The sequence below is a fragment of the Acinetobacter sp. 1130196 genome (assembly GCF_000588095.1).
Taxonomy (GTDB): Bacteria; Pseudomonadota; Gammaproteobacteria; order Pseudomonadales; family Moraxellaceae; genus Acinetobacter; species Acinetobacter nosocomialis.
This window is the reverse complement of the sequence record NZ_JFWX01000012.1, coordinates 39496-66411: the sequence shown is the minus strand read 5'-3', so window position 1 is coordinate 66411 and position 26916 is coordinate 39496. Positions and strand designations below refer to the sequence as shown.

Here is a 26916-nt window from a genome sequence, read left to right as displayed (position 1 = left end):
GCTTTAAGCCTGATCTTCATCGCAGAATTTTAAAAATGCTTTAAGGCCCGGACCTTGATATTTTTGGCGATGCACCAGCATATAAAGCGGACGAGTCAGTTGCCAAAATGGTGTATCTAAAATGACGAGCTGACCTTTTTCACTTAAAGGTTCAATTGCTAATCTAGAAATACAAGACATTCCTAAGCCCCCTGCCACTATTTTTAAGATTGCTTCATTGTGACCAAGCGTTAAGCGAATGTTGGCATCGGGTAGATCTTGCAAAATAGCATTATCAAAGACTTCTCGAGTACCAGAACCTTCCTCACGTAATATCCATTCTATGTCATGAAAATCTTGAGGTGTAAGTGGGCGATTTAAACGTGTTAAAGGATGATCTGGTGAACAGCACACTGCTAATTCATCATCGCGCCAATGAATACATTGGAGTTGAGGTAAGTGACAAGAACCTTCAATTAAAGCTAAATCTAATTGGAACTGATTCACAGCTTCAATCATTTGGCGTGTGTTACCTACTTGAAGTTGTAAATGTGCTTGCGGATGACGTTGTAAAAAGTTAGCCATTAAATCAGGCATTAAATAGTCACTGATAGTTAAGGTCGCCCCAATACGAAGGTCAATGCTTTGTAACTCACCTTTTGCAGCTTGTTCAAAAGCTTCACAGCGCCCTAATATCTCTAATGCTTGTGGAAGTAAAAAACGTCCAAGATCATTTAGTTGTAAGCGCTTCCCTAAACGATCAAACAAAGGAGCACCTAAGCCGTCTTCTAAATCAGCTAAAGCCATACTTGCTGCACTTTGCGTCAGTCTGACCGCATCACTGGCTTTAGTAACGGTTCCTTCTTGGGCGACTGCTACAAAAACAGCCAACTGGCGTAATGTCATCCGCATGTTTAAAAGCCTTAACGTTTAAAAGTATTCATTATTTCGGCTGTCATGCTAACATGAGCGCACTATTTCATGCCACGTTGAAATCATGTCAATTGAAAAATTTAGCGTAGAAAAAGTTTTATCTGTTCATCGTTGGACTCCAACACTTTTCAGCTTTACCATGAATCGCCCTTCACATTTTAAATTTACCGCAGGTCAGTTTGCGCGTATAGGTTTAAAGGTTGGGGAGGAACTGGTTGTTCGTGCTTATTCGGTGGTGTCTTCTCCATTTGATGAAACGCTAGAGTTCTTCTCAATTGTTGTACCAGACGGTGCCTTCACCTCGAATCTACAGCATTTGAAAGTCGGTGATGAGCTATATTTAGAAAAAATTCCATATGGCTATCTGACTTTGGCGCGTTATCAGCAACCTTTACCGCATGATTTATGGTTATTGGCAACAGGTACTGGTTTGGCTCCATTTTTATCGATGCTACAAGACTTTGAAACTTGGTCTAATTATCAAAAGATCAATTTGGTCTACAGTGTACGTACAGCAGATGAATTGGCTTATGTTGACCGTATTCAAGAGATTGCCGAAACTTTTGGCGAAGGGCATGTAGGTTTTAAATTTATTCCAATTATTACCCGAGATCCATCTGCGCCGTTGCATGAACGTTTACCGATATTAATTGAAAATGGTGAGTTAGAAAAAGCAGCAAGTCTGGAACTTAATTCAACAACCAGTCATGTCATGCTATGCGGAAACCCACAAATGGTTGACGATACCAAAGAGGCTTTAAAACGCCGCGGTTTGACGATGAATCGTCGTGGTGAGGGAAATATTGCAGTAGAGAATTATTGGTAAAAACCGAAAGTAAAAATAATTTAAGAGAATTTTTATGGATATGTTTATTAATGGACAAACATATCCATAAATTCACGAATTTCTGAAATTGCACTGTCTACATCTGTTGAAAGCCAAGTTGGCTCAAACAGGCCCGCATAATATTCAAGACGATCTTGAGGAACAACCAAACGAACAGGGCAGTCTTCTTCAAGTAAACGCCATGGTAAAATAGGAACTTCGTTGTCCAGAAATACATTGATATTACGAATATCAACAATCATCGCATTAACACATTCAGGGAATGGCATGACCGAGAACTCTTCGGTACGGCGACGGAAATACTCAAGATCACCCCATTTGAGCTCATAGCTTGGCTTATTAAATTCAATAATACCAATGAGATGGTCATCTCTTGTCTGATGCAAATAACATTGATGTGTGACGTCAGTGTCGAGATCAAGAGTTACGCTTTGCTGACGATACATCATAAAATTGAGTAGCTTTAAAACAAGGGGGCTTATTATAGCCTATTTTATAAAAAGTAAGCGCTAAAACATATTGTATTACAAATCCAACTTCGCAAAAGAATTTGAATAAAGTCAGAATATTTTTTTATATAGTCAAAAATAAAGTGGCTAAATTTTATACTAAAATTATTTTTTTTAAAGTAGAGTTTTGCAAACCTAGTCACCTTCGCATAATGCTTTTTCACACAATGCAACAAATCAAATTGTTATGATGAATATAAAGTTAATGATAATAGAAGAGGGGAAAGAAGATGCATGATTTTTCAAAACCACCTCATGTGACGAGTCCTGAAGAGACTGCAAAAAAAAGAAGATTGCCAGTTTATATTTTAATTATTGTAGGGCTTTTTCTTCTTGCGCTTATTGTTTATATGGTTGCTGAACATAACCAATCACCAAAACAAGAAGCGGCTTTTCAACATGAGACTACACCACATGTCATGATGGGTAATTCTGATTTGAAAACTTACAAAGGATAGTAAGCTCACCAGTATATATCTATAGAAAGCCTTTAGGATGTGCCCTGAAGGCTTTTTTTGCAATCTTTTGCATCAATTTGTTGTATTTATGCAGAAGAATGTTGATTGAAAAATATTCAAAACATAAGGTGACATAGACCGCATTTATCGTCATTTTTTACAACGAACTGGTGTTTTTCATTTATTGATAACACTGAAAAGAACATAACAATTGAGGACATAACAATATGAATGAATTTTTTAATGGGCCTCGCGGCGCTCAGTTTGATGCGATGTATTACTGGGATCAGTTTCATCCTATTTTAGCTGCAATTGTCATCTTACTGGTTGGCTGGATAATCGCTTTATTAGTTGCGGCAGGGGGAAAAAAACTTCTGCAAAAATTAAATACGAATGCCAAATTATCTTCAGCTACAGGACGTACTCCCAACATAGAAGGCCTCGTCTCCAAAGTCATATTCTGGTTTATTCTGATTCTTGCTGTTGTTGCCGCTTTAAATGTGCTCAACATTAGTGGAGTGAGTGGGCCATTTAGCAATATGGTGAATCAGGTACTCGTCTATATTCCAAATATCATTGCTGCCGTGGTAGTGGGTTTCATTGGCTGGATCGTTGCTCGACTGGTGCGGGCAGGAATTACCAATGTGCTATCCAGAACGCAACTTGATGACAAGTTAAGTAGTGAAGTAGGGGTAGGGGGAATTAGCCAGAATATTGGTGAAATTCTTTACTGGCTTGTATTATTACTTTTTCTTCCTATTGTACTCTCAATCTTAGGGTTAACAGGTTTACTTATTCCTGTTCAAAATATGGTGAATGAGGCAATCGCCTTCCTACCAAATATCTTTATTGCTGGCGTTATCGTTTTTGTTGGTTATATCTTGGCAAAAATTGTACGCGGTATTGTTGAGGGCCTAATCAATAGCTTAGGCGTTCAAGCACAAGCTGAAAAAATCGGTCTTTTCAAAAACTCAAATGTAGGCAAATTCTTAGGTTCTTTTGTTTTTGCCATTATTATCATTACGACATTAATTGTGGCATTTGAAGCTTTAGGTATTGAGACTATTTCTCAGCCAGCGACAGCAATGCTCAATGAAATCTTGCAAGCGATTCCAAATATTATTGCTGCCGGATTAATTTTACTGGTTGCTTATATTGTTTCTCGTTTTGTTGGACGCTTGGTTGCCGAACTGATTGCGGGAACAGGTGTTGATGAAATCCCTGCAAAATTAGATGTACAACGCTTTTTAGGTCAAACTAAAGTTTCTGGCGCTGTGGGTTGGTTAATCGTGTTCTTTACGATGCTGTTTGCAGTTTCAGAAGCTGCTGACCGTCTTGGTTTTGAACAGATTAGTGGTCTGATTGCAATGTTTATCCATTTTGGTGCAAACATTCTATTGGGCGCTGTAATTTTGGTTATTGGTTTCTGGCTTGCCAATGTTGTGGCAAATGTGGTGCAACGCGGTGAATATAATAGTTCACGTTGGTTAGGTAGTTTGGTTCGTGTCTTAATTATTGGTTTAGTCCTTGCGCTTGGTTTAAAAGCGATGGGTATTGCTGATTCGATTGTGAACCTTGCATTTGGCTTAACTCTAGGTGCAGTTGCAGTGGCTTTCGCACTTGCATTTGGTTTAGGTGGTCGTCAACCAGCTGAAAGATTGCTGTCTGATTTGCTTGATAAAGCGAAAAAAGAAGCTAATCAACCAAATCCTTTATATCAACCAGCTTCTACTACAACAGCAAGTACGTCTTCGGCTTCAACTCCGTCAACGACTACAACAGCACCATCAACAACAGTTTCATCGGATGCAAAACCAGCTGATTCTGCACAAGTAAATCCATCACAACCACCAGTAAATAAACCGTTTGGTTCTACTGGCGAAAATGATGAAATTTAGTAGGTGTAACTAATTTTCAGATAAACAGTACAAAAAATCTTTGATTTTTGTGATAAGTTCGACCACTCTATATTGAGTGGTCGTTCTGTCTTTGACAGCTATAAAAACAAATAAGTGAGGAAAATACGATGAAAAAACCTGGTCGTTTTTTAGCACCTGTTGTAATTGCTGGGATTACCGTAGGTTTTTTAGCAAGTGCTTATAAATTTGTATTTAGCAAATCTGATTCATCAAAACAGGCAACAACACATACACGTGATGCTGACAAATCATCAAGTGATGCGAAAGCAGCAAATTAGCGTATTCAATAGTTAAACATATTGTGCTGCTGCATAAGCAGAAGACCAAGCCCATTGGAAGTTATAGCCTCCTAAGTGGCCAGTCACATCAAGTACTTCTCCAATAAAGAACAGTCCTTTCTGCTTTTTACTTTCGAGTGTTTTAGATGAAACTTCGGTTGTATCAACTCCACCTAAGGTAACTTCTGCAGTACGATATCCTTCAGTGCCTGATGGTTTAACTGAAAAACCATGTAACTGCTCGGCAATATGTTCTAGCTGTGCATCACTCATATTACCAATTGCCATTTCGCTATGCTCGGGCCATATGAGTTGTTGTAGCTCTTGTACAATACTTTTCGCAGTAAACTCATTAAGAAGGGTACGTAATAAAACTTTAGGCTGTGCTTTCTTTTTATCTTTTAAATAAGTCGTTAAATCTTGGCTTGGGAAAAAGTCAATTTTAAAACTTTCACCGGTATTCCAGTAGTTAGAAAGCTGTAAAGAACTTGGCCCACTTAAGCCGCGATGGGTAAATAATAACGCTTCAGTAAAGCTATTTTTTGAGTTGCTTAACGTGACATCTAAAGCATTACCACTTAAGCGCGTGGTGACTTCTTTAATATGATCTGAAAAAGTAAATGGAACTAAACCAGCGCGGGTTGGGAAAACTGTATGCCCAAATTTTTGTGCCAATTCATAGCCAAAACCAGACCCACCCAAAGTCGGAATAGATAAACCGCCTGTAGCAACGACTAATGACTCACAGCTAAATCGACCTTGGTTGGTGTGTACAGAAAAACCGCCTTGTTCTAATGGATCAATCTGCCCAACTTCACAATGGGTCTGGATTTCAACATTGTTGGTTTTATTACACTCACTCACCAACATCTCTAAAATTTCTTTAGCGCCGTTTAGGGTAAATAATTGGCCGTGTTTACGTTCTTCATAGGCAATTCCATAATCACACACCAGACCAATAAAGTCCCAGTTGCTATAGCGTGACAGGGCAGAAATGACAAAGTGTGGATTATGAGAAATATAGTTGTCAGGCTCTACATACAGGTTGGTAAAGTTACATTTCCCTCCCCCCGACATTAAAATCTTTTTACCAATTTTATTGGCTTTTTCTAAAATTAAAACCGAGCGTCCTCGTTTAGCAGCATGTGCAGCCAACATGAGTCCAGAAGCGCCTGCACCTAAGACAATGACATCGACATGACTGTTAGACATAAGAGATTCTCGATTAATCGTGAAAATTAAAAAGGGGCATATACTACCATGTCAGCCCTTACTCGTGCTAAAGACATTTATGATGGTAGAGAAAACGTTAACTAAAAAAGAGTGAATTATTGGTCCGTTTTATTTCTTATATCTGCCTGTAAACCACCAGAATGAATAGCGAGAATACGAGTTCCTTCGGAAAAGTAATTATTTTTTATAAGGTCGGATAAACCGAACATCATTTTTCCCGTATAGATTGGTTCAAGAGGCACAGCATATTGCGCTTCAAAACCTTTAATAAATGCAAATAGTTCAGGTGACGTTTTGGCATAACCACCGCAGCAATAAGCATCTGTTAGCGACCAATTTTGTTTTTTAGTCCACCGACGAATCTCTTGTTGTAAAAAGTCGCCTTTTAAAGCTGAAAATCCTAAGACTTTTTGATGTGTTGAACTTTTTTCAATAAGACCTGAAATTGTTCCGCCAGTTCCTACCGCACAGCAAATCACATCATATTTCTCTAAACCACTCTGACTAAGAATTTCCTGACAACCTTGAACTGCTAACTTATTGGTGCCGCCTTCAGGGATTATGTATGTTTCAGGAAACTGTTGAATTAACTGTTGAAGAAATTTTTCATCATCTCTCAAACGATATTCATTGCGTGAGACAAAATGTAGCTGCATTCCTAAACTTTGTGCTTTTTCCAAAGTAGGGTTAAGCGGCTTATTCACTAACTCTTCACCACGAATAATTCCAATACTGTTTAAGCCAAAAATATGAGCTGCATAGGCCGTTGCGGCAATATGATTTGAATAAGCGCCACCAAAAGTCAAAATATTTGATAGCCCTTGTTGTTTTGCGGCAAGTAAATTGTATTTTAATTTGAAAAACTTATTGCCCGAAATTTGAGGATGGATGAGATCTAAACGTTTAATGTCGAGATGAACAGATGATGGGAGTTCAATGTGCTGGTAAGAAATAGGTTGGGCAATGTGATCAAACATTAGAAATTGAGAAAAATAATGAATGATCACATTGTAACTTTTTAAAGAGAACTTTAAAAAGCTGATTAAGAGCTTGTGTCGACAGAAGTAATCACTGACATACCAGGGCGTAAGTGTTCCATTCCTTCCTGATTTGGGTCGATGGTGATACGTACAGCTACGCGTTGCACAACTTTAGTAAAGTTACCTGTCGCATTGTCTGGCTTTAACACACTGAACTCGGAACCTGCAGCAGGCGAAATTTGCTCAACATGTCCTGTAAATTTTTTGTGGTTCATCGCATCCACTGTAAACCATGCTTTTTGTCCAATTCGCATATTGGCAATTTGGGTTTCTTTAAAGTTAGCAATCACCCAAGTTTGTTGTGGAATTAAGTAGAGCAACTGTGAACCTGCTGCGACATATTGCCCAACACGAGGGTTTACTTCCCCAAGTTGACCATCCATAGGAGCAACAATAACGCTATAGTCTTTAGTGGTTTGTGCTTGATCTAATTGTGCTTTAGCGCTAGAAACTTGTGCTTCTAAACCTGCTTCTGCGACCTGTGCGGTTTTTAAAGCTTCTTTTGCAACTAATACATTAGCTTCTGCTTGCTTAAGGGCTGCGAGATTATTTTCGGCGTCTGCTGCGGCTTTATCTTGCTCAGATTTAGAGGCTGCACCACTATTTCCTAACTGCTGATAGCGTCTAAGCTGTGCTAAAGAGAGTTCGTATTGAGCCTTCACCTGATCTACTTTGGCTTGCGCCGCAACAATATCAGCTTGTTTTTGTGCGATGGATTGGGTTTGATTAGCTAAAGTATTTTTAGCCTGTTCAACGCCTGAAGCCGCTTGTGCTACTTTTTGATCGTAAGTAGTGGCATCAATATGCATTAATACTTGACCCTTTTTAACATGGTCAAAGTCTTTCACTAATACATCTTTAACATAGCCATTAATTTGTGAAGATAAAACAGTGGTTTTACCTTTGACATAACTATTGTCTGTTTGCTGTACACTCGTTGCAAAAGGCCCAATTCTCCATGCCCATAAAATCACTAAAATACCAATAATAAGAACACCTAACATCCATAAGAGGGTTGAGCGTTTTGTTGGAATCAGTTTGCTTGCAGGTGCAGGTGTTGGCTCATTATTAGATGTTTGAGCAGGGCTTTGTTCCGGTTTATTTTGATCATCTGACATATATCAATCTCAATTTCTGTTTCATCAATAACGAAAGCCATTAAGGACGGCTAATTCCTCTGCGTTGTAGATATTTACTACGGGCAATATTAAATCCACCCCATAAGAGCAATGCGATAGCAAAAATACCGTTTAACGCAATAACATCATTGTAGGCACGCACTTGTGCTTCACGGGTGACCACTTGATTGAGTGTGCGCATGGCCTGAGCCGTTTGTAATGCCGGGTCATTTGTTGTGATGGCTGCACTACGTTGATAAGTGGAGAGCCTTTGAGAAACTAACGGGTCGGATTGTTCTAAATCTTTAATAATCTCGACTTGATAGTTTTGCGTGCGGTGTTGTTGATAGGTCGAGAAGAAAGAAGACCCGACCAGACCACCAAAGGTTTGAGTTGCAGAGAACAGCACAATAAAAGTCACTACATATGAAGGACCTTTTGCTAAAGTTTGAGCAAAGCCAATAAGCAGTAATGGCCCAATAAATAAACCACCTGCAAAACCCACTAAGAATTGACTTGCAAAAAAGTTCACAGGTCGAACATCACTGGTTAAGTGATAATCTAGTCCACAGGCAACCAGAATCAAGAACTCTGCAAAAAGTAAGTGGAAGATAATTCGTTCGCGTGAAAAAGTCAGTGCACTAAATAATGTTCCGCTTAAAATCCCGATAAATATCACAACATAAAGAGGTACAAACTGATCAGGCCCCATTCCCATGGCTTTTAAGAAGTTAACAGCAGCATAGCTTTGCTCTGACATTAAAAGCCGAATCGCAAAAGCACCAAAAATAAAACGTAGTGTCGAAGCAGTACCTAACCAACGTGTCATAATTAATGGATTGGCACGGTAGTGTTCGTAAAGTAAACCTAAAACAACTAAGCTAAAACCTGCAATTAATATATAAGCAAGCCATTCGCTATTAAACCACCACAGAATTGGGCCTTGTGTAAGCACAATACATAAGCATGCAAAACCAGGAGCCAGTAAAGCAAAGGTAAAGAAATCCTGCTTCTCAAACACATAAATACGTAAGCTGCGTGGTAGTTTCAATGAAACAACCATGGCTAAACAACAAAGTGCTAAACCAAGCTCAAAGGTATATAGAACAGACCAACTGTCTGTACTAACAAGAAATGGAGAAATAATCCAAGCGAGAGGAAGACCTAACTGCTGAAAACCAAAGGCAATGTATATACCTTTTGCCATGTCAGCTTTTTTAAAAGCTTGCATGGTGTAATACATACCTAAGGAGCTTAGTGGTGCACCTGCTAAACCAGCTACAACCCGTGCGAACAGCGCCATTTCATAGGTATGTACAAAAATATGTAAAACAAGAACCGCAATAAAAATGACGAGACCTATTTCTGAAAATACTCTCAGACCATATTGTTGACGGGCCTTAAACAAAATCAGGTTTGAACTGACATTTGCCATAACATATGCAGCAGGCAGCCATGCAGCTTCGGAAGGGGTTAGGCCATACTCACCTTGAATTAAAGGCAAATTTGCCGTGATAAAGCCATTACTTAAGCTTGCCGAAAGAGCAACGAATAAGCCAATGAAAAAATAGATAAAACGTTTAGGTACAGAATGTGCAATCGCTGCTGGTGAACCAGGTAGAGTCGGTTGTTCCTCTGGTGTCCAGTCGGGTGGTGTTTCTAAATAACGAGGCGTTTTACTCATTCTATCCCTCGAATTTTTTGTATTTGAATACCATTAAATAGTAATTCAATTGCTCGTTTTGCTAAGCGAGTCTGTTCTTCTGGCTCATGTCCTTGAAATGAAGAACCTAACATTGCAGTGACCATTGCATAGTCATTAGCAGTCAGATCAGCTCGACACAATTTTTGTTCTATCGCATTTTCAATCAGTGGTTTAAGTGCATTATTTCGCCTTTCATAAATTTTTAACATAATTGGATCTTGTCGATCAATCACTCTCCAAAAATCTTGCAAAATTGCGAGTTTGGGAAGCTGTGCAATATGTCCTTCAATTAAACGAAATAATCCATCCTCGAATTGTTGAAAATGAGCAGCTTTTTGCTCTAGCTGTGTAATCGCGCGCTCTAAAAGAGCGCTAATTAAAGCCTTACGATCACAAAAGTTTCGGTAAAAGGTTGCTCTACCTACACCTGCATGGTCAATGACAACTTGTAAAGGCACATTAATGCCATGAATACGGAAACATTCTTCGGCTGCAGTGAGTAATTCATCCCGATTATGGGCTGCAATTTTTTGACGCTTACTCATGTCATGGATTGGGGAGATTTAAAGATGATATATTTAACGGACATTTTTGTCCGTTGTGAAGAGATAAATTGTAAAAACATGAAAATTCAATTTTTATCATTTATATTTTTCCATTTTTATATGTGTCATAAAAAGCTGCTAGAATATCGCCAAATTGCATGATGCTAGGTCAATACAATGTTTGAGTCCCTTATTCCTCTTTTTTCAATTGCGATGGCATTGATGCTTGGAGCAATAAGCCCTGGGCCGAGCTTTATTTATGTAGCACAAAATTCAATTTCTAAATCACGTAAACATGGTTTGTTTACTGCTTTAGGTACAGGTACGGGGGCTGCTCTTTTTGGTTTTTTAGCCGTCATGGGATTGCAGGCAGTTTTGTTGGCAGTGCCTTCAGCTTATCTAATTTTAAAAATTGGTGGTGGACTGTATTTACTTTGGCTTGCTTTTAAAATTATCAAACATGCCAAAGAACCAATTGCCATGGAAAATGATGGCAAATCAAAAATGACTTATAAACAAGCATATCGATATGGCCTGATTACACAGTTAAGTAACCCGAAAATTGCTGTTGTATTGGCGAGTGTATTTACTGCTTTATTGCCCAAAGAAATCCCAAATTATTACTATGTTGCATTGCCAGTAATTTGTTTTATGATCGATGCGGGGTGGTATTCATGTGTTGCAATGCTGCTATCTTCAGAGAAGCCAAGAACAATGTACCTAAAAGCAAAAACTGGCGTTGACCGGGTAGCTGGAAGTATTGTGAGTATATTGGGCTTAAAGTTAATTTTCTTCAAATGATAAGTCTTTAATTAAAATATCTAAAAAATGCAGAGCCAGCTATTTATAGACTGGCTTTATTTTTGAGTAAAATATATACAAATTGAAATATCTTTTTTAGTTCTTAACCATTTAAAAAGTGGTAACTTAATAAATAAAACAAAAAGAAATGAGGGTCACGCTATGAAAAAATTGATGGTGAGCATTTCTGTAGCTTTTCTTATCTTAACGACAGGATGTGAGATGAGAACAATGAGCAAGCAACAGCCAGCCAATGAGCGGACTATGAGCATAGTTGGTACTCCTGTTCATGAAAAAGATTACAAAATTTCTGATTTACAAGCCAACAATCATGAGCAATCTAACTATTAAGTTACTCATAGGCTGCATCACTTACTGCATTTTAAATGTAGTAAGTGCCTGTGAGCCTGCATCTTTAGATTGGAAGCTTTTTCAAGAAAAATATGATGTAAATCATGATGGTTTGTACAGCTTAAAAGAGTTTCAACAGGTACAAGATTTCTATCCTTATCGTTGGCCTACGGATAAGCGTTTTCAGGGAGAGAATAAGCAAACAGAACTATTTCATTATTTAGATAAAAATAAGAATGGTTATTTAACAAATGAGGAATTGGGGAATATACACGTTTTACTTAGTAACCCTTGTGAAGGGCGGCCATGGACATAATTTAAATCTTCTTATAGATGTTTCTAGAAAATTTATAGTTAAAAAAGCCCCCAAATTAGGGAGCTTTTTTATGAAGGCAAATTAAGACACTTTATCGCCAGGCTTTGCACCACTATCTGGAGAAATAATGAAAATACCTTCACCATTTCCAGCAGCAAGTACCATACCGTTTGAAATACCAAAACGCATTTTACGTGGTGCGAGATTAGCAACCATCACGACTAATTTGCCTTTGAGGTCTTCTGGTGCGTATTGGCTACGAATACCACTAAATACATTACGTGGTTCAGCTTCACCTACGTCTAACGTCAGTTGTAGCAATTTATCTGAACCCTCAACTGTGCCTGCTTCAATGACCTGAGCAACACGTAAGTCAACTTTTAAGAAATCTTCAATACCGATAATTTCAGCTTCACCCACTGCTGGAGTAGGGGTTGCTTTTTTCTCGGCAGATTTCTCTTTCTTTGCTGTTGCTTTAGTTGCTTGTGGAGCAGGAGCACCTAAAGACTCTTTCGAAGCATCAACCATTGCTGCAACAGCTTTTGGATCAACACGCTGCATAAGTGGCTGGAACTGCGCAATTTCATGGCTTACAAGAATTTGTTTGCGTGACTCGAAATCGAAGCTTTCAAGTTTTAAGAAATCTTGAACTTGCTTCGCCAAGGTTGGAAGAACTGGCGCCAAGTACACTGCGAGTTGACGGAATAAGTTGATACCAACAGAGCAGACATCAAGAACTTGTTGTTCTTGATCTTCTTGTTTAGCAAGAGCCCAAGGCTTTTTCTCATCAATATATTGGTTTGCGCGGTCAGCAAGCGCCATAATTTCACGAATGGCTGTAGAGAATTCACGTGCTTCATATGCTTTAGCAATTGAATCACCGGCATCAATAAAGCTTTGTACTAACTCAGATTCAGCACATGTACTTGATAGCGTATTGTTAAAGCTACTATTAATGAACTTCGCACAGCGACTTGCAATATTGACGACTTTACCAACTAGATCTGAATTTACTTTCTGAACAAAGTCATCAAGGTTCAAGTCAGAGTCTTCAACTTTATCTGAAAGTTTAGAAGCGAAGTAGTAACGTAAATACTCTGGGTTTAAATGCTGTAAATACGTCTCGGCCTTAATGAAAGTACCGCGAGACTTAGACATTTTTTGTCCATTTACAGTCAAGAAACCATTTACGAACAAGCCTGTTGGAGTGCGATAGTTCGCACCTTCAAGCATTGCAGGCCAGAATAAAGCATGGAAGTAAACAATATCTTTACCAATAAAATGGTAAACCTCATTTTGACTATCTTTTTTCCAGAAATCATCAAAGTTTAAATCTGGACGTTTAGTTTTAATATAGTTTTCAAAACTAGACATATAGCCGATTGGAGCATCTACCCATACATAGAAATATTTATTTGGGGCGTCTGGAATTTCAAAGCCAAAATATGGTGCATCACGAGAAATGTCCCAGTCTGCTAAACCCGCTTCAAACCATTCGTCTAATTTATTGGCAATTGAAAGAGGCAAACGACCTTCATCACGCGTCCATTTCTGTAAATATTCAGAGAAGTTTGGTAGTTTAAAGAAATAGTGATCTGATGATTTTTCAACAGGTGTTGCACCACTTAAAGTCGAACGCGGGTTAAGTAATTCGGTTGCGTTATAAGTTGTACCACACACTTCACATGAGTCGCCGTATTGATCTTCTGATTTACATTTCGGGCATGTGCCTTTAATGAAACGGTCAGACAAGAACATACCTTTTTCTGGATCAAATAATTGAGTTACAGGGCGAACTGCAATATTTCCAGCTTCACGGTTTTTAATATAGATATCTGTTGAACGAGCTTTGTTTGCATCACTATGAGTTGAATCATAATGATCGAAATGTACGCCAAAACCGTCAAAATCACGAATGTGCTCTTTTTGAACATTCGCAATTTGCTCTTCTGGGCTAATACCATTTGCTTCGGCACGTAGCATAATCGCTGTACCGTGAGCATCATCCGCACATACATAAGTCACGTCATGACCCATTGCCCGCATGGCACGAACCCAGATATCTGCCTGGATATAACCGAGTAAATGACCCATATGAATTGGACCATTGGCATAAGGGAGGGCATTGGTGACTAAAATTTTACGCACGGATCTCATTCTCTCATTCGTATTTATAAGGTGGAAGATTTTAACTGATGCAGGGAGATAAGCAAAGATTAATAATCTTTGTCTAAAGAGAAGAGGTAGCTACAGAAATGGGCCTAAAGCCAGAAAGGATTTCTCTTTAGAACAGATAAACAAATCAAAAAATATTTGAATCTTCCTGTATTGTCTTTGTTTCAAATTGCAGTTACGGTCAAAAAACAAGCCATAACGATGTATAACTAATAACTTATTCAGGTAATTTTTTTAATTAACGATGAGGATAACAACGATGACTACTGAAAATAAATTAGATGAATTAAAGGCAAAAGCGGCTGATGCAAAAGTACAAGGTGAAAAAGCTTTGGACGATTTAAAAGAAAATGTAAAAGAGAAACAAGCTGCTGGCAAAGAAGCAGTTGAAGATAAAGTAGATGAATTGAAAACAAAAGCAGCAGATGCAAAAGCGCAAGGTGAAAAAGCCTTGGAAGATTTAAAAGAAAATGTAAAAGAGAAACAGGCTGCTGGTAAAGAAGCTGTTGAAGATAAAGTAGATGAACTAAAGGTAAAAGCAGCAGATGCAAAAGCCCAAGGTGAAAAAGCCTTAGATGATTTGAAGGATAATTTAAAAGAGAAACAGGCGGCTGCAAAAGAAGCAGTGGAAGAGAAAGCCAGTGATTTGAAGAGCAAACTTGATGATGCTCAGCATAGTCTGCAAGACAAATTTGATCACCTGCGAACTGAAGCAGCTCATAAACTTGATGATGCTAAAGCAAAAGCAGCAGAATTAAAGGAAGAGGCTGCATCAAAATTAGATGAGTTAAAAACTCAAGCAACTGCAAAGTTTGATGAATTGAAGAAAACGGCAACAGATAAACTCAATAAATTGAAAAATCACGATTCTGCTGAATAAGCTGATTTAAACAAAAATTCGTGCTCCTCACTCAAATGATGAGGCTTTAAAATTAGCAATTATTCATTTCGAGTTGAGCGAGTGCGGATCAATACTGTTACACTAGCTCCAACAAGCTGTAATGATCTGTTTTTGGAGTAAACAATATGTCTTGGCTTTCTTCATTAAAATCCGTTTTTTCACCCGCACAAGAAGTGAAAGAAGATGAAATCCAAACCGTACTCCAAAACTATTTACTACCTCATTCAAAAGATGCCTTAAAAGAGCGCATTAGTCAGCTTCAGGTACAAGGCCGAGTTTTACAACTCACTATTAATACCTTTCCAGATGAAAAAGAGTATTTGCAACAAATTCATGATGATTTGGCTGGAGCTTTGCAAAAGTGTGGTATTGAAGAACTTAACTTACATGTAGTTCAACAAAAACGTCCTGCTCAAGAAAGTTCAGGCCAAGGCTGCTCATCTAAAGCGCCTAAAGAAAGTGCGAACTTACCTCCTGTGCTTGATGCCTCACCTAAATCTGAGCCAGATCCAAACAATCCTCCGATTCAAAAAGCTGCTCCACAACAAAGAGATGTTCCACTTCATCCTCGGATTAAAAACGTCATTTTAGTTTCATCGGGGAAAGGTGGAGTTGGTAAGTCAACAACTACTGTCAATTTAGCACTTGCCTTACAGAAAATGGGGCTTAAGGTTGGGGTATTAGATGCCGATATCTATGGCCCAAGTATTCCAACCATGCTGGGTAATGCAGGCAAAACACCTCTTATTGAAAGTGAAAATTTTGTACCTTTGGAGGCATATGGTATGGCTGTGCTTTCTATTGGACATTTAACAGGCGACAACAATACTCCTGTTGCATGGCGTGGACCAAAAGCAACCGGTGCTTTAATGCAATTGTTTAACCAAACACTTTGGCCAGATTTAGATGTACTCATGATTGATATGCCGCCGGGTACCGGTGATATTCAACTTACGCTTGCACAGCGTATTCCGGTTACAGGGTCAATTATTGTTACTACACCGCAAAATGTTGCTTTACTGGATGCGACCAAAGGAATTGAACTGTTTAATAAAGTTGGCATACCTGTATTGGGTGTAGTTGAAAATATGTCGACTCATATTTGCTCGAATTGTGGACATGAAGAACAAATTTTCGGCATTGGTGGTGGTGATAAGCTTTCCGAGCAATACCATATTCCATTATTGGGTCGTTTGCCTTTAAATGCTCAAATACGTGAACATGCTGATGAGGGTAAACCAAGTGTTATAGCAATGGATGACGCAGCTGATAGCTACATTGATATTGCGAAAGCTGTGTGGCAACAAATTGAAAAAATTCCTCAACGCATGCGTGATGATAAACGAATCTTTTGATTCAACTGACCCAGCTTTAAGCTGGGTTTTTTATTGGTGGGTTAAAAGAAAAAATTAAATTACTGAATCTAAATAACAAAGCTGAACTTGAAATTGGCATATAGATTGCTACTTTACGCTTTTAAAAAGAAATAGGTGAGAAATGCAATTTAAATATACTTTTGGCGTTATCAGTTTATGTAGCGCTTTATTTTTGGTTGGATGCAACGACGATCATTCAACAGTGTCCCAAACAACGCCAGTTGAAGAACAAAAACAGAAATTACAGCCGATTATTATTCAAGGCGCCTTACCTGTAGAGTCAAAACAGATGGCTTCTAAATTGCAGAATGTGACTGTTGAAACAGTAGGGGGGTGGACATTCTGGAAAGGAACTTACAATGGTTACCCAATGGTGATTTCTAAAACACGCATGGGCATGAGTAACTCTGCTGCTGCAACAGCTTTGGCCATTGAGCGCTATAAGCCGATTGCAATTATTAATCAGGGGACGGCAGGTGGTCATGACCCAGATTTACACGTTTATGACATTGTTTTAGGAAAATATGCAACCAATATTGGTGCGTTTAGAACGCCTAAACAGCCATTAGGTGGCGGTTCAAACTCACTTACATGGGTTGAGGCCTTTGATGTTTTGCCAACAGATGAATCTGACCCAGAACCGATCGCAATACGCAAATTTGAAGGTGATCAAGAGCTATTAATGGCGGCGCATAAAGTCCGTTATGATAAAGGTGAGGTAGTCGAAGGAACGATTGGCTCGGCAGATGTGTGGAATAATGAGCTTGACCGAATTCAATTTTTCCATCAGCGTTATGGTACTTCTGTTGAGGAAATGGAAGCAGCATCTGTTGCACAAATCGCAAGTCAGTTTAATGTTCCTTTCTTAGGAATTCGGATTTTATCTAATAATATTACTAATAATGGAGCGTATGATCCTGGTACAGGAGAGGCTTGCCAAGACTATGTGCTTAATGTGGCAGAAGAATATATGAAATCTAAACTACCAAAATAATAATTTAACTATAGGCAAGAAGATGGGTTCTTATAGGGCATCTTCTTGTCTTTTATGACCAGGTCTACTTTTCCAATTTCGGATGACCATCCAACGCCAGAAAACTTCAGTCACTATGTACAGTATGATTGCAAAGACAAAAGCTTCAACTATAAGCCCGGTCATTAAAATTTTAGCGAGGCTGAAATCTATATGACCATGACCCAAATGAGTAATCCATCTAGAAATCTGATGAAGTACGCCTAGGAGCATCTTTTTATTGATCATATGTACATGATAAATATGTGAACCAAACCAGAATCCAACATATAAAATAGGAACTAATGTGAGAGGGTTACTAAGCCAAGCAAGCATTAGGCTGATGGGTAAATTCACCTCAAACAGCAATACGGCCATCACAATAAAAACGCTATGAAATGGAATAGGCAGTAAACCAAAAAATGTTCCTACAAAAACCGCTCTTGTAATCGATTTACGGTTGACATACCAAAGCACTGGATTAAGGGTTTTTTGCCCAAAAATTCTTAAAAATTTCATATTTGAAACTTTCTCTGGAGAAGGAAGCCAAGACTGAAAAAATTGCTTTGCCATAATCATAGAATAGTAGAGTCTGGTGACTCATATAAACACAAAAAAACAATATATTAATTGAAACTTATTAAAAGCTTAAAAATTAAACTTACTGCTGTAATAATTCATTATAGATCTTTTCAACTTAAAAATAGATTTAAAATAAAAATACTTATATTACTTAATACAATTTGGCACGCAAAGCTCGACAACTGACTCTAAAGTTTTTTAGCTTAAGTTTCTTTACTTTTTTGTATCTATTTGTTTAATAATAATATTTACTTTTACCGTGTTAGTGTTTTAAAAAATCGTCTTACAATTAGATTTTGCCTTCATAAAAGATATCTATTAATCTGAGATGACTACATTGTGAGGTCATTCAATGATTTCATGGCTTTTTTTATTGGCTTAGTTGCCACAATTTTACTTACCCCAGGCCCAACCAATACTTTACTGGCATCATCTGGTGTACAAGTTGGTTTTAGGAAGTCTGCTAAGTTAATTCCAGCAGAAGTTCTTGGATATATTATTTCGATTTCCGCTTGGGGCATGTTAATCGGGAAAGTTTCTGCAACACTTCCTTTCTTACCTCCTATGCTTAAATTGCTAAGTGCTTGTTACATTATTTTTTTAGCGATTAAGTTATGGCACACAGCAAATCAACAATTTGAGTTAGATCAGCCAACTATTCGACCACGTGAATTGTTTTGTGCAACTCTATTGAACCCTAAAGCATTACTTTTTGCTTCTGCAATTTTTCCTGTTACAGCATGGACTGATTTTCATATTTATCTCATTCATATGCTGGCTTATTTGGCTTTAATTACACCGATTGCTTTATTTTGGATTTTTTTAGGATCAATCTTGGCAGCTAATAAAGTAAGTTGGTTAAATCAGACGAATTTACAAAAAACAGCTTCGCTGGTTTTGGTCAGCTTCTCAATTCCGATTAGCTACTCTGCTTTATTAAACCTTTAAAAGTCTTGCTGGGCTATTCTTGTCACGAAGAGTAGCCACCATTGTTTTCATAATTGCTTTTTTACGTTAAAGTACGTCGCAATCAATGAAATTACCTTTTGGATAGAAAATACATGGCTATTAAGTCTGATCGTTGGATTCGCGAAATGAGCGAAAAACACGGCATGATTGAACCTTATGCAGAGAATCAAGTCCGTTTTGATAAGAATGGCGAAAAATTGATTTCGTACGGGGTCTCTAGCTATGGTTATGACGTACGCTGTGCACGTGAATTTAAAGTTTTCACCAACGTACATTCTGCAATTGTTGATCCGAAAAATTTCGATGAAAAAAGTTTTATCGATATTGAGTCTGACGTTTGTATTATTCCGCCAAACTCATTTGCCTTGGCGCGCACAATTGAATATTTCCGCATTCCACGTAATGTTTTAACTGTATGCTTGGGTAAATCAACTTATGCACGTTGCGGAATTATTGTAAATGTGACGCCTTTGGAACCAGAGTGGGAAGGTCACGTTACTTTAGAGTTTTCAAATACGACGAACTTACCTGCACGTATTTATGCTGGTGAAGGTGTTGCACAAATGTTGTTCTTTGAAAGCGATGAAGTTTGTGAAACATCTTATAAAGACCGTGGTGGTAAATACCAAGGACAAACTGGTGTTACACTTCCTAAAACCTAAGTTATTCTAACGTAGATTAAATTCTAAAAAATGGGTCACTTGAAGTGGCCCATTTTTGTTGAAAAATAAAGAAAGTGGCATTCATCGGAATATTTATAAATGAACGTTTTCTTTTGTAAAAAATGATATAAAATGATCAATAATTGATTTGTTTCTTTGAGTTGTATCACACAATTTAAATGGACTTAAATCATAAAAATCAGCTATAGGCATTTCTTTGTTTTATTCAATTTAAGATTAGATTAAAGAAAGGAAGCCAAATAAAAAGAAATTAAATTAGATTATGCCCCCAAGGATACGGAGGTCGGTCATGCGACAGTTTAAGTCTCTTCATTTAGCTATTCTAGCGCTTGGAAGTTTATGCTTTTCTTCAGCTTATGCTGGTTCTACCTTAGTTCCAATGTCAGATGCTGAGTTGTCAGCTACTCGTGGCCAAGCCTTGATGAGTATGTCTTATATCGCACCTACCGATGCTGCAAGTAACTCAAGTACTAACGGAAATATGGGCTTTTATCGACTTGCCCTAGATGCCCAGTTAGAACTGAATGCCAATATTAAAAAATTACAATTAGGTTGTGGTGGTGTCAATGGAGCAGGGGCTTGTGATATTGATATCGATTATTTGAGCCTAAGTGGTGGTACTGTCGATAGTACCAGTGCGGAACGAGCTGCATCTTCCGCCGTTATTACAAACCCATTTTTAGAGTTCGCGGTTAAAAACCCAAATTCAGCTTCTACACGTGAAATACAAGGTTTCCGATTAAGTGCGAAATCTCTTTCTGGCCTACTTACTTTTGGTTTACAAAATGGCGATGCGGCGAGTGGTATTAACTCTTTGAGTGGATATATGGTAACTAAACCAACGGGTGGGACGGTAACTACCAATCCATACTATGGGATTACTCAAGATGAGACAGGAACAGCAATTACAGGACGAGCGCAAGTTCTCGGTAATGTATATACAGTTCCGTTTACCTCCAATTCGTATAATTTAAACTTGGGTAGTGGTACTGGAACTCTATCTATGGGGCAACAAGTTATTACGGGTAAACGTATTAATACAGCTAATTTAAATGCGACTGCAAGGGTTGGAGGAATTGCAGTTACGGGCACTTTAGATGCAACTGCTTCAGTACTAGGTCTTCCCGTTGCGATTTCAGGTAATGTAACCGGGACAGTAAATAATTTAGATGTAAATGTAGCTATTAAACAAAGCCTGGGCTATTTCCATGCTGCGCAATTAAATGGATCTGCTGGTTATTTATCTGTGCAGGGGGTGAATATTCTGTGGCCTGAGGCTGCGTCCACCGCTCAAACAGGATGGTGGTTAGAGCTTACAAACCCGATTGATATTGGTCAAATTACTCCTACAGGAAGTGTGGATATTGCTCTAGCTACTATTAATGATGCTTTAGGACAAGTCAGCTCATATCTAAATAGTAATCCTGTTCCATGTGGAGCACTTGCGTACAATTGCTTACTTTTAGGTAATCTTCCAATTGGAAATGTTGATTTAGCAGGAAAAACCCCAGCTTCTATGAGCTTAACTAATGTGGTTTTACAAAAGCAAAATTTCTCAGCTAACTGTTATGGTTCTTTAAAATTCTGCTAATTAAGTTGTTTGTTTTAACCATTTTTCATTCATCGGAAAAATGCATTTTTGCTGATTTAATTTTGCATTTGAATAAATATTCAGCATAATAGAAATGTGGAAAGGTTGGCAATTTTTTTTAAAGTTTGCCCCTTGTGAGATGGAAAAGGAAGTGATTTCATCACACATTAAGGACTGTTAAAGAAAAAGAAATATGGTGCGCGGCATCGTATAAAACAGGAAGGTCACGATGACTACACTTAATTATACGGTCAGTTTTCAAAAAACCGTTTTAGCAAGTTTAATTGGACTTTGTTTAAGTCAATCGAGTTTTGCTCTTGAAGAACTTTCTGATGCTGGTTTAAGTGAAACTACGGGTGAGGGGATCGCAATATTACCCCAAAATGCATTTATGGTATTCCGTGGTGCTGGTCCCAATGAATCTGTAAATCAAATTATTACCGACCGTAGTAAAGATACTGGTTATATTAACTATGTACCTGTAGGCCCTTTAAGTGTCGCAGCCGCTGATACTAGTGGTAATGGCTCTGTTGGGCCCGAGGATAAAGCAGTCGGGAAAGCGGATATCTTTCTTTATGGTTTAGCACTTTCCAAATCGGACGGTGATGCAAACTCACGTATTGCCAATACTGCAACAGCAGCAGCGATTTCAAGCTGGGGAACAGGTGCGAACCCTTGGGTATTTAAAGTAAAAACTGTCAACAATATTCCTAACTTTAGTACTACAGATAGTGGGGGGTATCCTGTTACCTATTTATCTTTAGAGGCTCCTTTATATCAACCTACTATTGATGGTGCAGAGGGTGCAGACGCATATAATTTAAAATTAGGTTTATGGGCGGATGCATTTGTACGGAATCCTAATATTGTGGCAACGACAAATGGTTCTTTAGCACAATTCCAATATGGCGATAGTAATGGATTAATTGGTACCAGTATTGATACAAGTCGTGCGAACCGTTTACGGTTACAAGGAATTCTAAATGGCTTTAGTCTCAATGGCAGCCAGATTAGCATGTTCCAAACACTAGGTGGCGCAACCTCTGTTGGTGGAATGAGTCCTTTTTATAACAATACCTTGGGGATGTCTGGCTTAGTTCGCTTAAATACAGGTGATAGTAAAGACACAAGTATTGTGACTGAAAATGTTACGAGTCAAACCCAAACCTATGCAACGAGTGCGAATAATGGTTGGCAAACAGTACATGCTGGGGCAAATTCGACTTTAAGTACAAGCAGTAGTGGCGACTGTGGTAATAGCAGTACAGGAAGTTTTAGTACATCACGTGGCTGTCGTTATTATGTAGAAAATCGCACAAGAACAGATACAAAAACATCAAGTAAGACACGAAGTGCCTTTAACGATACCAGTAAAGTTTTACGATTGAGTACTCGTGAAACCTCTGACTCTCCGAATGCATCAAATAACTTATATACGCCAGCGTTGGATTCGACAGGTGCTATAGCACCGAAATTTGCAGATACTGAAGGCTTATATCTATATAATCCCAATATTAACTTAGTGTTAGGTAATTTATATCAACCCCTTATTTTGGGTTCTGATGGTAAAAATTTTAGTATAGAAATTGCACGAATTGCCAATAAGCCAGAAATATATAAGCAGATTTATACCGATTACACGGGTGCTGATGCTACTTACAAAGGATCTACCTGTAACGTTTACTCATGTGCTAATCCAACACACAGTAGTATTGCAATTGGGACAGTTTATAGCCCTGATAATGGGAAAACCTTGTTAGCAAACACAAGTGAAGGCGCAATTGGAGTTTCCTTTGGTCGTTTAATTTCAACTGGAACACAAGTTTCTGGAACTTCAGCTGGTAGTTTAGTGTCATTGACTAACTCTGTGTCTGGTACTACATCTGCTACCATGACAGAAGTACGTTTTAAACAAAGAGAGCAAAATACTCAAACATGGAATCAAACCTATAGTTGTGGTTTATTTAATTCCAACTGTGGTTATACCACTGTCGGGTATTTATATCAGTGGGAATATAACCAAGGTACAGGCTCTTGGGTGATTACAAATCCAACAGCTAAACCAGCTGACGCAGCGAAGTGTTCTGGTGCATTAGGATGTACGAGTACATCAGGTTCAACTCCAATGTATGGAACGGTTTCAAACCGTGACTGGAGTAACTCTTCTATTCCATGGCTCACATCAAGAAATGCTGTGGTCAACGATTTAATTGGTAGTAGTAACGGTACCACAGGCTATGTGATTCCAACTGCCAATCAGGCACCTGCATTAAATAACATTACTCCTCTGAACAATTTAGGTTCTGCTGTGGTGGATGGCTTGCTCATTCAGCATTTAAAACTCACCACAAAGGGTCTATAAGAGGAGAATAATGCGATGAAAAAAATAACTGCTTTACTCCTTACTCTTTGTGCAACTGCGAGTCATGCAGAATTACAAACTTTGGACAACGACGCTTTACAGGCGATTAATGGTCAAGCTGGTGCTGATTTGTCTTTAATGCTTAATTTAAACCAGACCAGTAACGGTATATTTGATAATGGTAGTGGCGGCGTTTGTGAAAACGTAGAGTTCTGCCACATTGGTTTAGCAATTAATAAACGCTTTGTGCAAGCAGACGCGACTAAACCAAGTGGTTGGGCTGAAAATAGTGATAGTGGTAATAAGCTTTGGTTGGTGTTTAAAGGTGTACAAGGAACTTTAAACATCCAAAAAATGGGTTTGGATGGTGCTGATTTGAAGTATCTCGATAAAACCAATACCGAAATTATAAAACCTGCTATTCAACTAAGTTTTAGTGCTGCACAACCAATTTTAATTCGTAATTTTGGTTTTAATGCTTTATCCATTGAGCAAGATAACTTTACAAGTTCAACAACGACCCAAGGCTCGAGTACGAATATGTATGATTATGCATATTTCAAAAAACCAACGTATGCTGCAACTGCAAACAGTGCGACTCAGCAAGTGGCCACAGCAACGCCTTCAGCCTATGACTATGGACGTGAAACAGGTTTTATGGGTTTAATGATGAACGGCAACTTGGCTATTCAAGGAAAAGTCATGGTGTTTAGCTGTGATGGTAGCCATCCCCGTTGTTAACGGTTAATGTAGATTTCAAAGGAACTGAAGTGATGAACAAAAATAAAGAAAGTCACGGCTCAAAGTTTATTTTAAATACATTAACAGCCAGCATGTTGTTAGTGAGTGGACAAGTTTTTGCTTTAGAAGCGTTAACCGATGCCGATTTGAGTGCAGTCAATGGTCAAGATGGGATCTCAATTCAAACGACTTTCAACGAAATTAATGTTGATACTGCTTATTGGGATGATCATGCGGGCACGCCAACAAGTGCTGATCAGGTTTTAAGAGCTCAAGCGAGCGGTGTAAAAATACAAAAAAGTAATGCCTCTACACAAGCTTTAGGAACGAACTACCGTTTAGATGTGGGGAGTAATACGACTACAGGTAAAGCTGGTGTTGATTTTTCTATGCAAAGTAGTCCATCCCTCATTACGGTAAATAGCGTTAAAGTTTGTAATAGTTCTGCTACATGCTCACCTACGTTAGGGCAGTTGGCTATTCAAACAACATCACCTTTAAATCTAGCATTGACTACTCAAGATGGCCTGTTTACTCCAAATAGCCAGTCAAATATGACATTGGGTATAAATAACGCAAATATTTATTTAGGACAGTTAGATGCTCGTAGTCAACTCAACCAACTAATTTTAAAGAATTTTAACTTTAATTTTGTGGGTAAAGGTGTCATGTTTATTGACCCTATCCGTGGCTTAGTTTTACAAACTAATACTGGGTCAAATGTGGCCGCTATTGGACAAACACCAAATAGTACATATGGCTATGTCGACTTTAATCGGGTAGCAGACTCAGCTTCGGGTTTAACGGCAGGTACTTATGTTGATAGCAATGGCAAAGTGACTAATTCAGGTCTGAACATTGAAGTAATGCTCAGTTCTAATGTAGATAAAACCAATCCTTATGGGTTAGATGCTACGAATACACCGCAAAATTCAAAAGGTTTAATTCGTGTAGGTGCAAGCGGACGTATGGTAAATAGTTATTTACAAGTCCGTGGTATGGATGGCTCTTCGGACACGGCAACCTTAGGTACAGCAAATACTGCCTCAGGCACCACCTCAAGTAATAGTATTTTGGGTAATACTGGAATTGCCTTTCGTATGAAAGGTGAGTTCACTAAAGATAACGATTCTATGCTAGGCGCCGATGGCAAAGCCACGACTTTAGAAATTGGTGGGGCAGGGTTGAATGCTTATGGTTTTGAGTTTGGTAATTTAACTGGGCTGAACTCAGCTACACGTGGTTACTTTGATAGCGGAAATATTTATTTAAATCTTGCTGATACAAAAACCTTATTAATGCCGAATAACGCAACGTTAAATGCAATTCGTTTAGGATCTGGCACTTTAACAACCGCTGCCGATTATCAACATAATATTCACCGGGATACGGTGACTAATCCATTTAGTCTAATTCTTGCGATGCGTGGAGCAGAGTTTCAGGCATTTTCTAGACGTGGTCGCTTTACTACCAGTGCAAATGTCGCTGCAGCTAATCAATTTGCAGATAATGGCTTAAGTAATCAATGGGGCTTGGCGTTACCTTTTTATAATTTAAATGCTAATGCCGCAGTTTATGGGGTAGATGCACCTGCGAATAGCGCTTTTTACTATACAAAAGATGCTAATGGTAGACCTGTTCAGAATGCTGTAGGTACCTCGGGAACGACTTCGCGTTTAGGATTTGGTGTTGCTGTTGGCACAACAGGACGTGACTCAGGCGGTACAAAAACAACTTCAATTTTATTAATTGATGGTTCTCCAAATGCCAATAATGCGGGTAATCCTACCGACTACTATATGGGCTTACGTAATATCGATATGTTCTTAAAAGGTAATGGGACTATCGGTTTAGAAAATGGCAGTTTAAATATCGGTTTAAAAGATATGTTACTTGCCTTATCAACTGAAATTGCAGCGGGTTATTTACCGGGGGCTAAATATAAATCTTGTCCAGCAACAGGATCTTGTACCTCACCAATTGATAACTTTGCTCGAAATAACGATGTTTTATTTGGTTTAAAGCTGCGTTTAGGCGGAGATCTTAATTTATCAATAGTGCCAAACAGTTCAATTGCGGATGGTAGTGCGCTCACTGTTTTGGGTGATTTTACAATGCCTGCCACAGCAACCGGAAACTCAGTTCAAATTAGTGACCCGATTGATGGCTCTGCAATTGGTCTGGAGAACATGACTGGAAAGCTTGGGTTCAACACAGCATTAGTTGTTGGAAAAGACAGTGCGAGCGGACTAGGCAAAGTGGGTGTAAATACCGCAGTGTACTTTAACCCTGATAAGAACATTGATGGTGCTTTACGTGTTAAAGATATTAATTTCTATCCACCTTCAACAGGGGCGGGCGCACGTTTAGGTGAACTTGCTATTACTGGTGGACGTTTAAATAGTAACTTTAGCATTGTGCCGAGAAATGGTGCTTTTAACTAATAAATAAAAGTAGTGATATCGCCACTTTTTTAAAATTTAATTTTTGAA

24 protein-coding genes and 1 pseudogene are annotated in these 26916 nt (G+C 38.5%); 16 read left to right on the top strand and 9 right to left on the bottom strand.

Annotated features, from left to right (window positions below; translation table 11 throughout):
* Positions 1-3: 3 nt before the first annotated feature.
* Positions 4-891: a LysR family transcriptional regulator GigC gene (gigC, locus tag J671_RS12415; protein ID WP_002050411.1), complete on the bottom strand. Its 888-nt coding sequence runs from the start codon at positions 889-891 to the stop codon at positions 4-6.
* Positions 892-976: 85 nt separating this feature from the next.
* On the opposite strand from gigC, the gene J671_RS12410 reads away from it, so the two are divergent.
* On the top strand, positions 977-1738 hold the full coding sequence (locus J671_RS12410; protein ID WP_031982395.1) for a ferredoxin--NADP reductase: 762 nt from the start codon (positions 977-979) through the stop codon (positions 1736-1738).
* A 47-nt stretch (positions 1739-1785) separates the two neighbouring features.
* On the opposite strand, the gene J671_RS12405 is transcribed toward J671_RS12410, so the two are convergent.
* Entirely contained in the window at positions 1786-2205 is a 420-nt protein-coding gene (locus tag J671_RS12405) for a hypothetical protein (RefSeq protein WP_170318166.1), read from the bottom strand.
* A gap of 293 nt (positions 2206-2498) precedes the next feature.
* Between J671_RS12405 and J671_RS12400 the strand changes: the two genes are divergently transcribed.
* The 3 genes from J671_RS12400 (at position 2499) to J671_RS25050 (ending at position 4923) form a co-directional block, all read left to right on the top strand.
* Positions 2499-2726, top strand: a complete 228-nt coding sequence (locus J671_RS12400) for a hypothetical protein (protein WP_002050410.1) — start codon at positions 2499-2501, stop codon at positions 2724-2726.
* Between the two features lie 227 nt (positions 2727-2953).
* Positions 2954-4624, top strand: coding sequence for a mechanosensitive ion channel (locus tag J671_RS12395; RefSeq protein WP_031982394.1), 1671 nt, complete (start codon positions 2954-2956; stop codon positions 4622-4624).
* A gap of 128 nt (positions 4625-4752) precedes the next feature.
* The gene (locus tag J671_RS25050) at positions 4753-4923 is read left to right on the top strand and encodes a hypothetical protein (protein ID WP_000742881.1); all 171 of its coding nucleotides are present in this window, start codon (positions 4753-4755) and stop codon (positions 4921-4923) included.
* Positions 4924-4935: 12 nt separating this feature from the next.
* Here the strand turns inward: J671_RS25050 and J671_RS12385 are convergent, their stop codons facing one another.
* From J671_RS12385 to J671_RS12365, 5 genes are all read right to left on the bottom strand, one after another.
* The gene (locus tag J671_RS12385; RefSeq protein WP_000071488.1) at positions 4936-6135 is read right to left on the bottom strand and encodes an NAD(P)/FAD-dependent oxidoreductase; all 1200 of its coding nucleotides are present in this window, start codon (positions 6133-6135) and stop codon (positions 4936-4938) included.
* 116 nt (positions 6136-6251) lie between these two features.
* Positions 6252-7133: a 1-aminocyclopropane-1-carboxylate deaminase/D-cysteine desulfhydrase gene (locus tag J671_RS12380; RefSeq protein WP_031982393.1), complete on the bottom strand. Its 882-nt coding sequence runs from the start codon at positions 7131-7133 to the stop codon at positions 6252-6254.
* Between the two features lie 65 nt (positions 7134-7198).
* Positions 7199-8314, bottom strand: a complete 1116-nt coding sequence (locus tag J671_RS12375) for an HlyD family secretion protein (RefSeq protein ID WP_031982392.1) — start codon at positions 8312-8314, stop codon at positions 7199-7201.
* 40 nt (positions 8315-8354) lie between these two features.
* The gene (locus tag J671_RS12370) at positions 8355-9998 is read right to left on the bottom strand and encodes an MFS transporter (protein WP_031982390.1); all 1644 of its coding nucleotides are present in this window, start codon (positions 9996-9998) and stop codon (positions 8355-8357) included.
* Positions 9995-10564 (bottom strand): TetR/AcrR family transcriptional regulator, encoded by a 570-nt coding sequence (locus J671_RS12365; RefSeq protein ID WP_022575897.1) that lies wholly within the window; start codon positions 10562-10564, stop codon positions 9995-9997. Before J671_RS12365 ends, J671_RS12370 begins: the two co-directional genes overlap by 4 nt.
* A gap of 177 nt (positions 10565-10741) precedes the next feature.
* Between J671_RS12365 and J671_RS12360 the strand changes: the two genes are divergently transcribed.
* From J671_RS12360 to J671_RS12350, 3 genes are all read left to right on the top strand, one after another.
* The gene (locus tag J671_RS12360; RefSeq protein ID WP_002050276.1) at positions 10742-11365 is read left to right on the top strand and encodes a LysE family translocator; all 624 of its coding nucleotides are present in this window, start codon (positions 10742-10744) and stop codon (positions 11363-11365) included.
* Positions 11366-11527: 162 nt separating this feature from the next.
* Complete coding sequence (locus J671_RS26060; protein WP_004888592.1) at positions 11528-11716, top strand: NF038215 family lipoprotein; 189 nt, start codon at positions 11528-11530, stop codon at positions 11714-11716.
* Positions 11697-12032 carry an EF-hand domain protein gene (locus J671_RS12350; protein ID WP_002050345.1) on the top strand — a complete coding sequence of 112 codons (336 nt, stop codon included), beginning with the start codon at positions 11697-11699 and terminating at the stop codon, positions 12030-12032. The genes J671_RS26060 and J671_RS12350 overlap by 20 nt, the downstream gene beginning before the upstream one ends.
* An 81-nt stretch (positions 12033-12113) precedes the next feature.
* Here the strand turns inward: J671_RS12350 and metG are convergent, their stop codons facing one another.
* Complete coding sequence (gene metG / locus J671_RS12345; protein ID WP_031982389.1) at positions 12114-14180, bottom strand: methionine--tRNA ligase; 2067 nt, start codon at positions 14178-14180, stop codon at positions 12114-12116.
* A gap of 358 nt (positions 14181-14538) precedes the next feature.
* Here metG and J671_RS0104430 point away from each other — a divergent pair, with 358 nt between their 5' ends.
* The 3 genes from J671_RS0104430 (at position 14539) to J671_RS12335 (ending at position 17478) form a co-directional block, all read left to right on the top strand.
* Positions 14539-15087: a hypothetical protein gene (locus J671_RS0104430; protein ID WP_050675041.1), complete on the top strand. Its 549-nt coding sequence runs from the start codon at positions 14539-14541 to the stop codon at positions 15085-15087.
* Between the two features lie 146 nt (positions 15088-15233).
* Complete coding sequence (apbC, locus tag J671_RS12340) at positions 15234-16463, top strand: iron-sulfur cluster carrier protein ApbC (RefSeq protein WP_031982388.1); 1230 nt, start codon at positions 15234-15236, stop codon at positions 16461-16463.
* A 142-nt stretch (positions 16464-16605) separates the two neighbouring features.
* A complete protein-coding gene (locus J671_RS12335) occupies positions 16606-17478 on the top strand; it encodes a 5'-methylthioadenosine/S-adenosylhomocysteine nucleosidase (RefSeq protein WP_004888582.1) in 873 nt (290 codons plus the stop codon).
* A 30-nt stretch (positions 17479-17508) separates the two neighbouring features.
* On the opposite strand, the gene J671_RS12330 is transcribed toward J671_RS12335, so the two are convergent.
* Complete coding sequence (locus J671_RS12330; RefSeq protein WP_006581130.1) at positions 17509-18075, bottom strand: DUF2062 domain-containing protein; 567 nt, start codon at positions 18073-18075, stop codon at positions 17509-17511.
* Positions 18076-18430: 355 nt separating this feature from the next.
* Here J671_RS12330 and J671_RS12325 point away from each other — a divergent pair.
* From J671_RS12325 to J671_RS12300, 6 genes and pseudogenes are all read left to right on the top strand, one after another.
* Positions 18431-19026 (top strand): annotated as a pseudogene (locus J671_RS12325) (LysE family translocator).
* Positions 19027-19139: 113 nt separating this feature from the next.
* Complete coding sequence (gene dcd, locus J671_RS12320; protein ID WP_000985728.1) at positions 19140-19709, top strand: dCTP deaminase; 570 nt, start codon at positions 19140-19142, stop codon at positions 19707-19709.
* 310 nt (positions 19710-20019) lie between these two features.
* On the top strand, positions 20020-21321 hold the full coding sequence (locus J671_RS12315; RefSeq protein ID WP_031982387.1) for a hypothetical protein: 1302 nt from the start codon (positions 20020-20022) through the stop codon (positions 21319-21321).
* Between the two features lie 229 nt (positions 21322-21550).
* The gene (locus tag J671_RS12310; protein ID WP_031982386.1) at positions 21551-23683 is read left to right on the top strand and encodes a hypothetical protein; all 2133 of its coding nucleotides are present in this window, start codon (positions 21551-21553) and stop codon (positions 23681-23683) included.
* A 15-nt stretch (positions 23684-23698) separates the two neighbouring features.
* Complete coding sequence (locus J671_RS12305) at positions 23699-24424, top strand: DUF6160 family protein (RefSeq protein WP_004888567.1); 726 nt, start codon at positions 23699-23701, stop codon at positions 24422-24424.
* A gap of 32 nt (positions 24425-24456) precedes the next feature.
* Entirely contained in the window at positions 24457-26868 is a 2412-nt protein-coding gene (locus tag J671_RS12300; RefSeq protein ID WP_031982384.1) for a DUF6160 family protein, read from the top strand.
* The last annotated feature ends 48 nt before the right edge of the window (positions 26869-26916 follow it).

Bases quoted from the DNA above. Each gene is read 5' to 3' on its own strand.
- J671_RS12375 (WP_031982392.1), bottom strand. From the start codon at position 8,314: ATGTCAGATGATCAAAATAAACCGGAACAAAGCCCTGCTCAAACATCT.
- J671_RS12350 (WP_002050345.1), top strand. From the start codon at position 11,697: ATGAGCAATCTAACTATTAAGTTACTCATAGGCTGCATCACTTACTGC.
- J671_RS12360 (WP_002050276.1), top strand. From the start codon at position 10,742: ATGTTTGAGTCCCTTATTCCTCTTTTTTCAATTGCGATGGCATTGATG.
- J671_RS12315 (WP_031982387.1), top strand. From the start codon at position 20,020: ATGCGACAGTTTAAGTCTCTTCATTTAGCTATTCTAGCGCTTGGAAGT.
- J671_RS12385 (WP_000071488.1), bottom strand. From the start codon at position 6,135: ATGTCTAACAGTCATGTCGATGTCATTGTCTTAGGTGCAGGCGCTTCT.
- dcd (WP_000985728.1), top strand. From the start codon at position 19,140: ATGGCTATTAAGTCTGATCGTTGGATTCGCGAAATGAGCGAAAAACAC.
- apbC (WP_031982388.1), top strand. From the start codon at position 15,234: ATGTCTTGGCTTTCTTCATTAAAATCCGTTTTTTCACCCGCACAAGAA.
- J671_RS12380 (WP_031982393.1), bottom strand. From the start codon at position 7,133: ATGTTTGATCACATTGCCCAACCTATTTCTTACCAGCACATTGAACTC.
- J671_RS12300 (WP_031982384.1), top strand. From the start codon at position 24,457: ATGAACAAAAATAAAGAAAGTCACGGCTCAAAGTTTATTTTAAATACA.
- J671_RS12335 (WP_004888582.1), top strand. From the start codon at position 16,606: ATGCAATTTAAATATACTTTTGGCGTTATCAGTTTATGTAGCGCTTTA.
- J671_RS12305 (WP_004888567.1), top strand. From the start codon at position 23,699: ATGAAAAAAATAACTGCTTTACTCCTTACTCTTTGTGCAACTGCGAGT.
- gigC (WP_002050411.1), bottom strand. From the start codon at position 891: ATGCGGATGACATTACGCCAGTTGGCTGTTTTTGTAGCAGTCGCCCAA.
- J671_RS25050 (WP_000742881.1), top strand. From the start codon at position 4,753: ATGAAAAAACCTGGTCGTTTTTTAGCACCTGTTGTAATTGCTGGGATT.
- J671_RS12395 (WP_031982394.1), top strand. From the start codon at position 2,954: ATGAATGAATTTTTTAATGGGCCTCGCGGCGCTCAGTTTGATGCGATG.
- J671_RS12410 (WP_031982395.1), top strand. From the start codon at position 977: ATGTCAATTGAAAAATTTAGCGTAGAAAAAGTTTTATCTGTTCATCGT.
- J671_RS12405 (WP_170318166.1), bottom strand. From the start codon at position 2,205: ATGTATCGTCAGCAAAGCGTAACTCTTGATCTCGACACTGACGTCACA.
- J671_RS26060 (WP_004888592.1), top strand. From the start codon at position 11,528: ATGAAAAAATTGATGGTGAGCATTTCTGTAGCTTTTCTTATCTTAACG.
- J671_RS12365 (WP_022575897.1), bottom strand. From the start codon at position 10,564: ATGAGTAAGCGTCAAAAAATTGCAGCCCATAATCGGGATGAATTACTC.
- J671_RS12400 (WP_002050410.1), top strand. From the start codon at position 2,499: ATGCATGATTTTTCAAAACCACCTCATGTGACGAGTCCTGAAGAGACT.
- J671_RS12330 (WP_006581130.1), bottom strand. From the start codon at position 18,075: ATGATTATGGCAAAGCAATTTTTTCAGTCTTGGCTTCCTTCTCCAGAG.
- J671_RS12370 (WP_031982390.1), bottom strand. From the start codon at position 9,998: ATGAGTAAAACGCCTCGTTATTTAGAAACACCACCCGACTGGACACCA.
- J671_RS12310 (WP_031982386.1), top strand. From the start codon at position 21,551: ATGACTACACTTAATTATACGGTCAGTTTTCAAAAAACCGTTTTAGCA.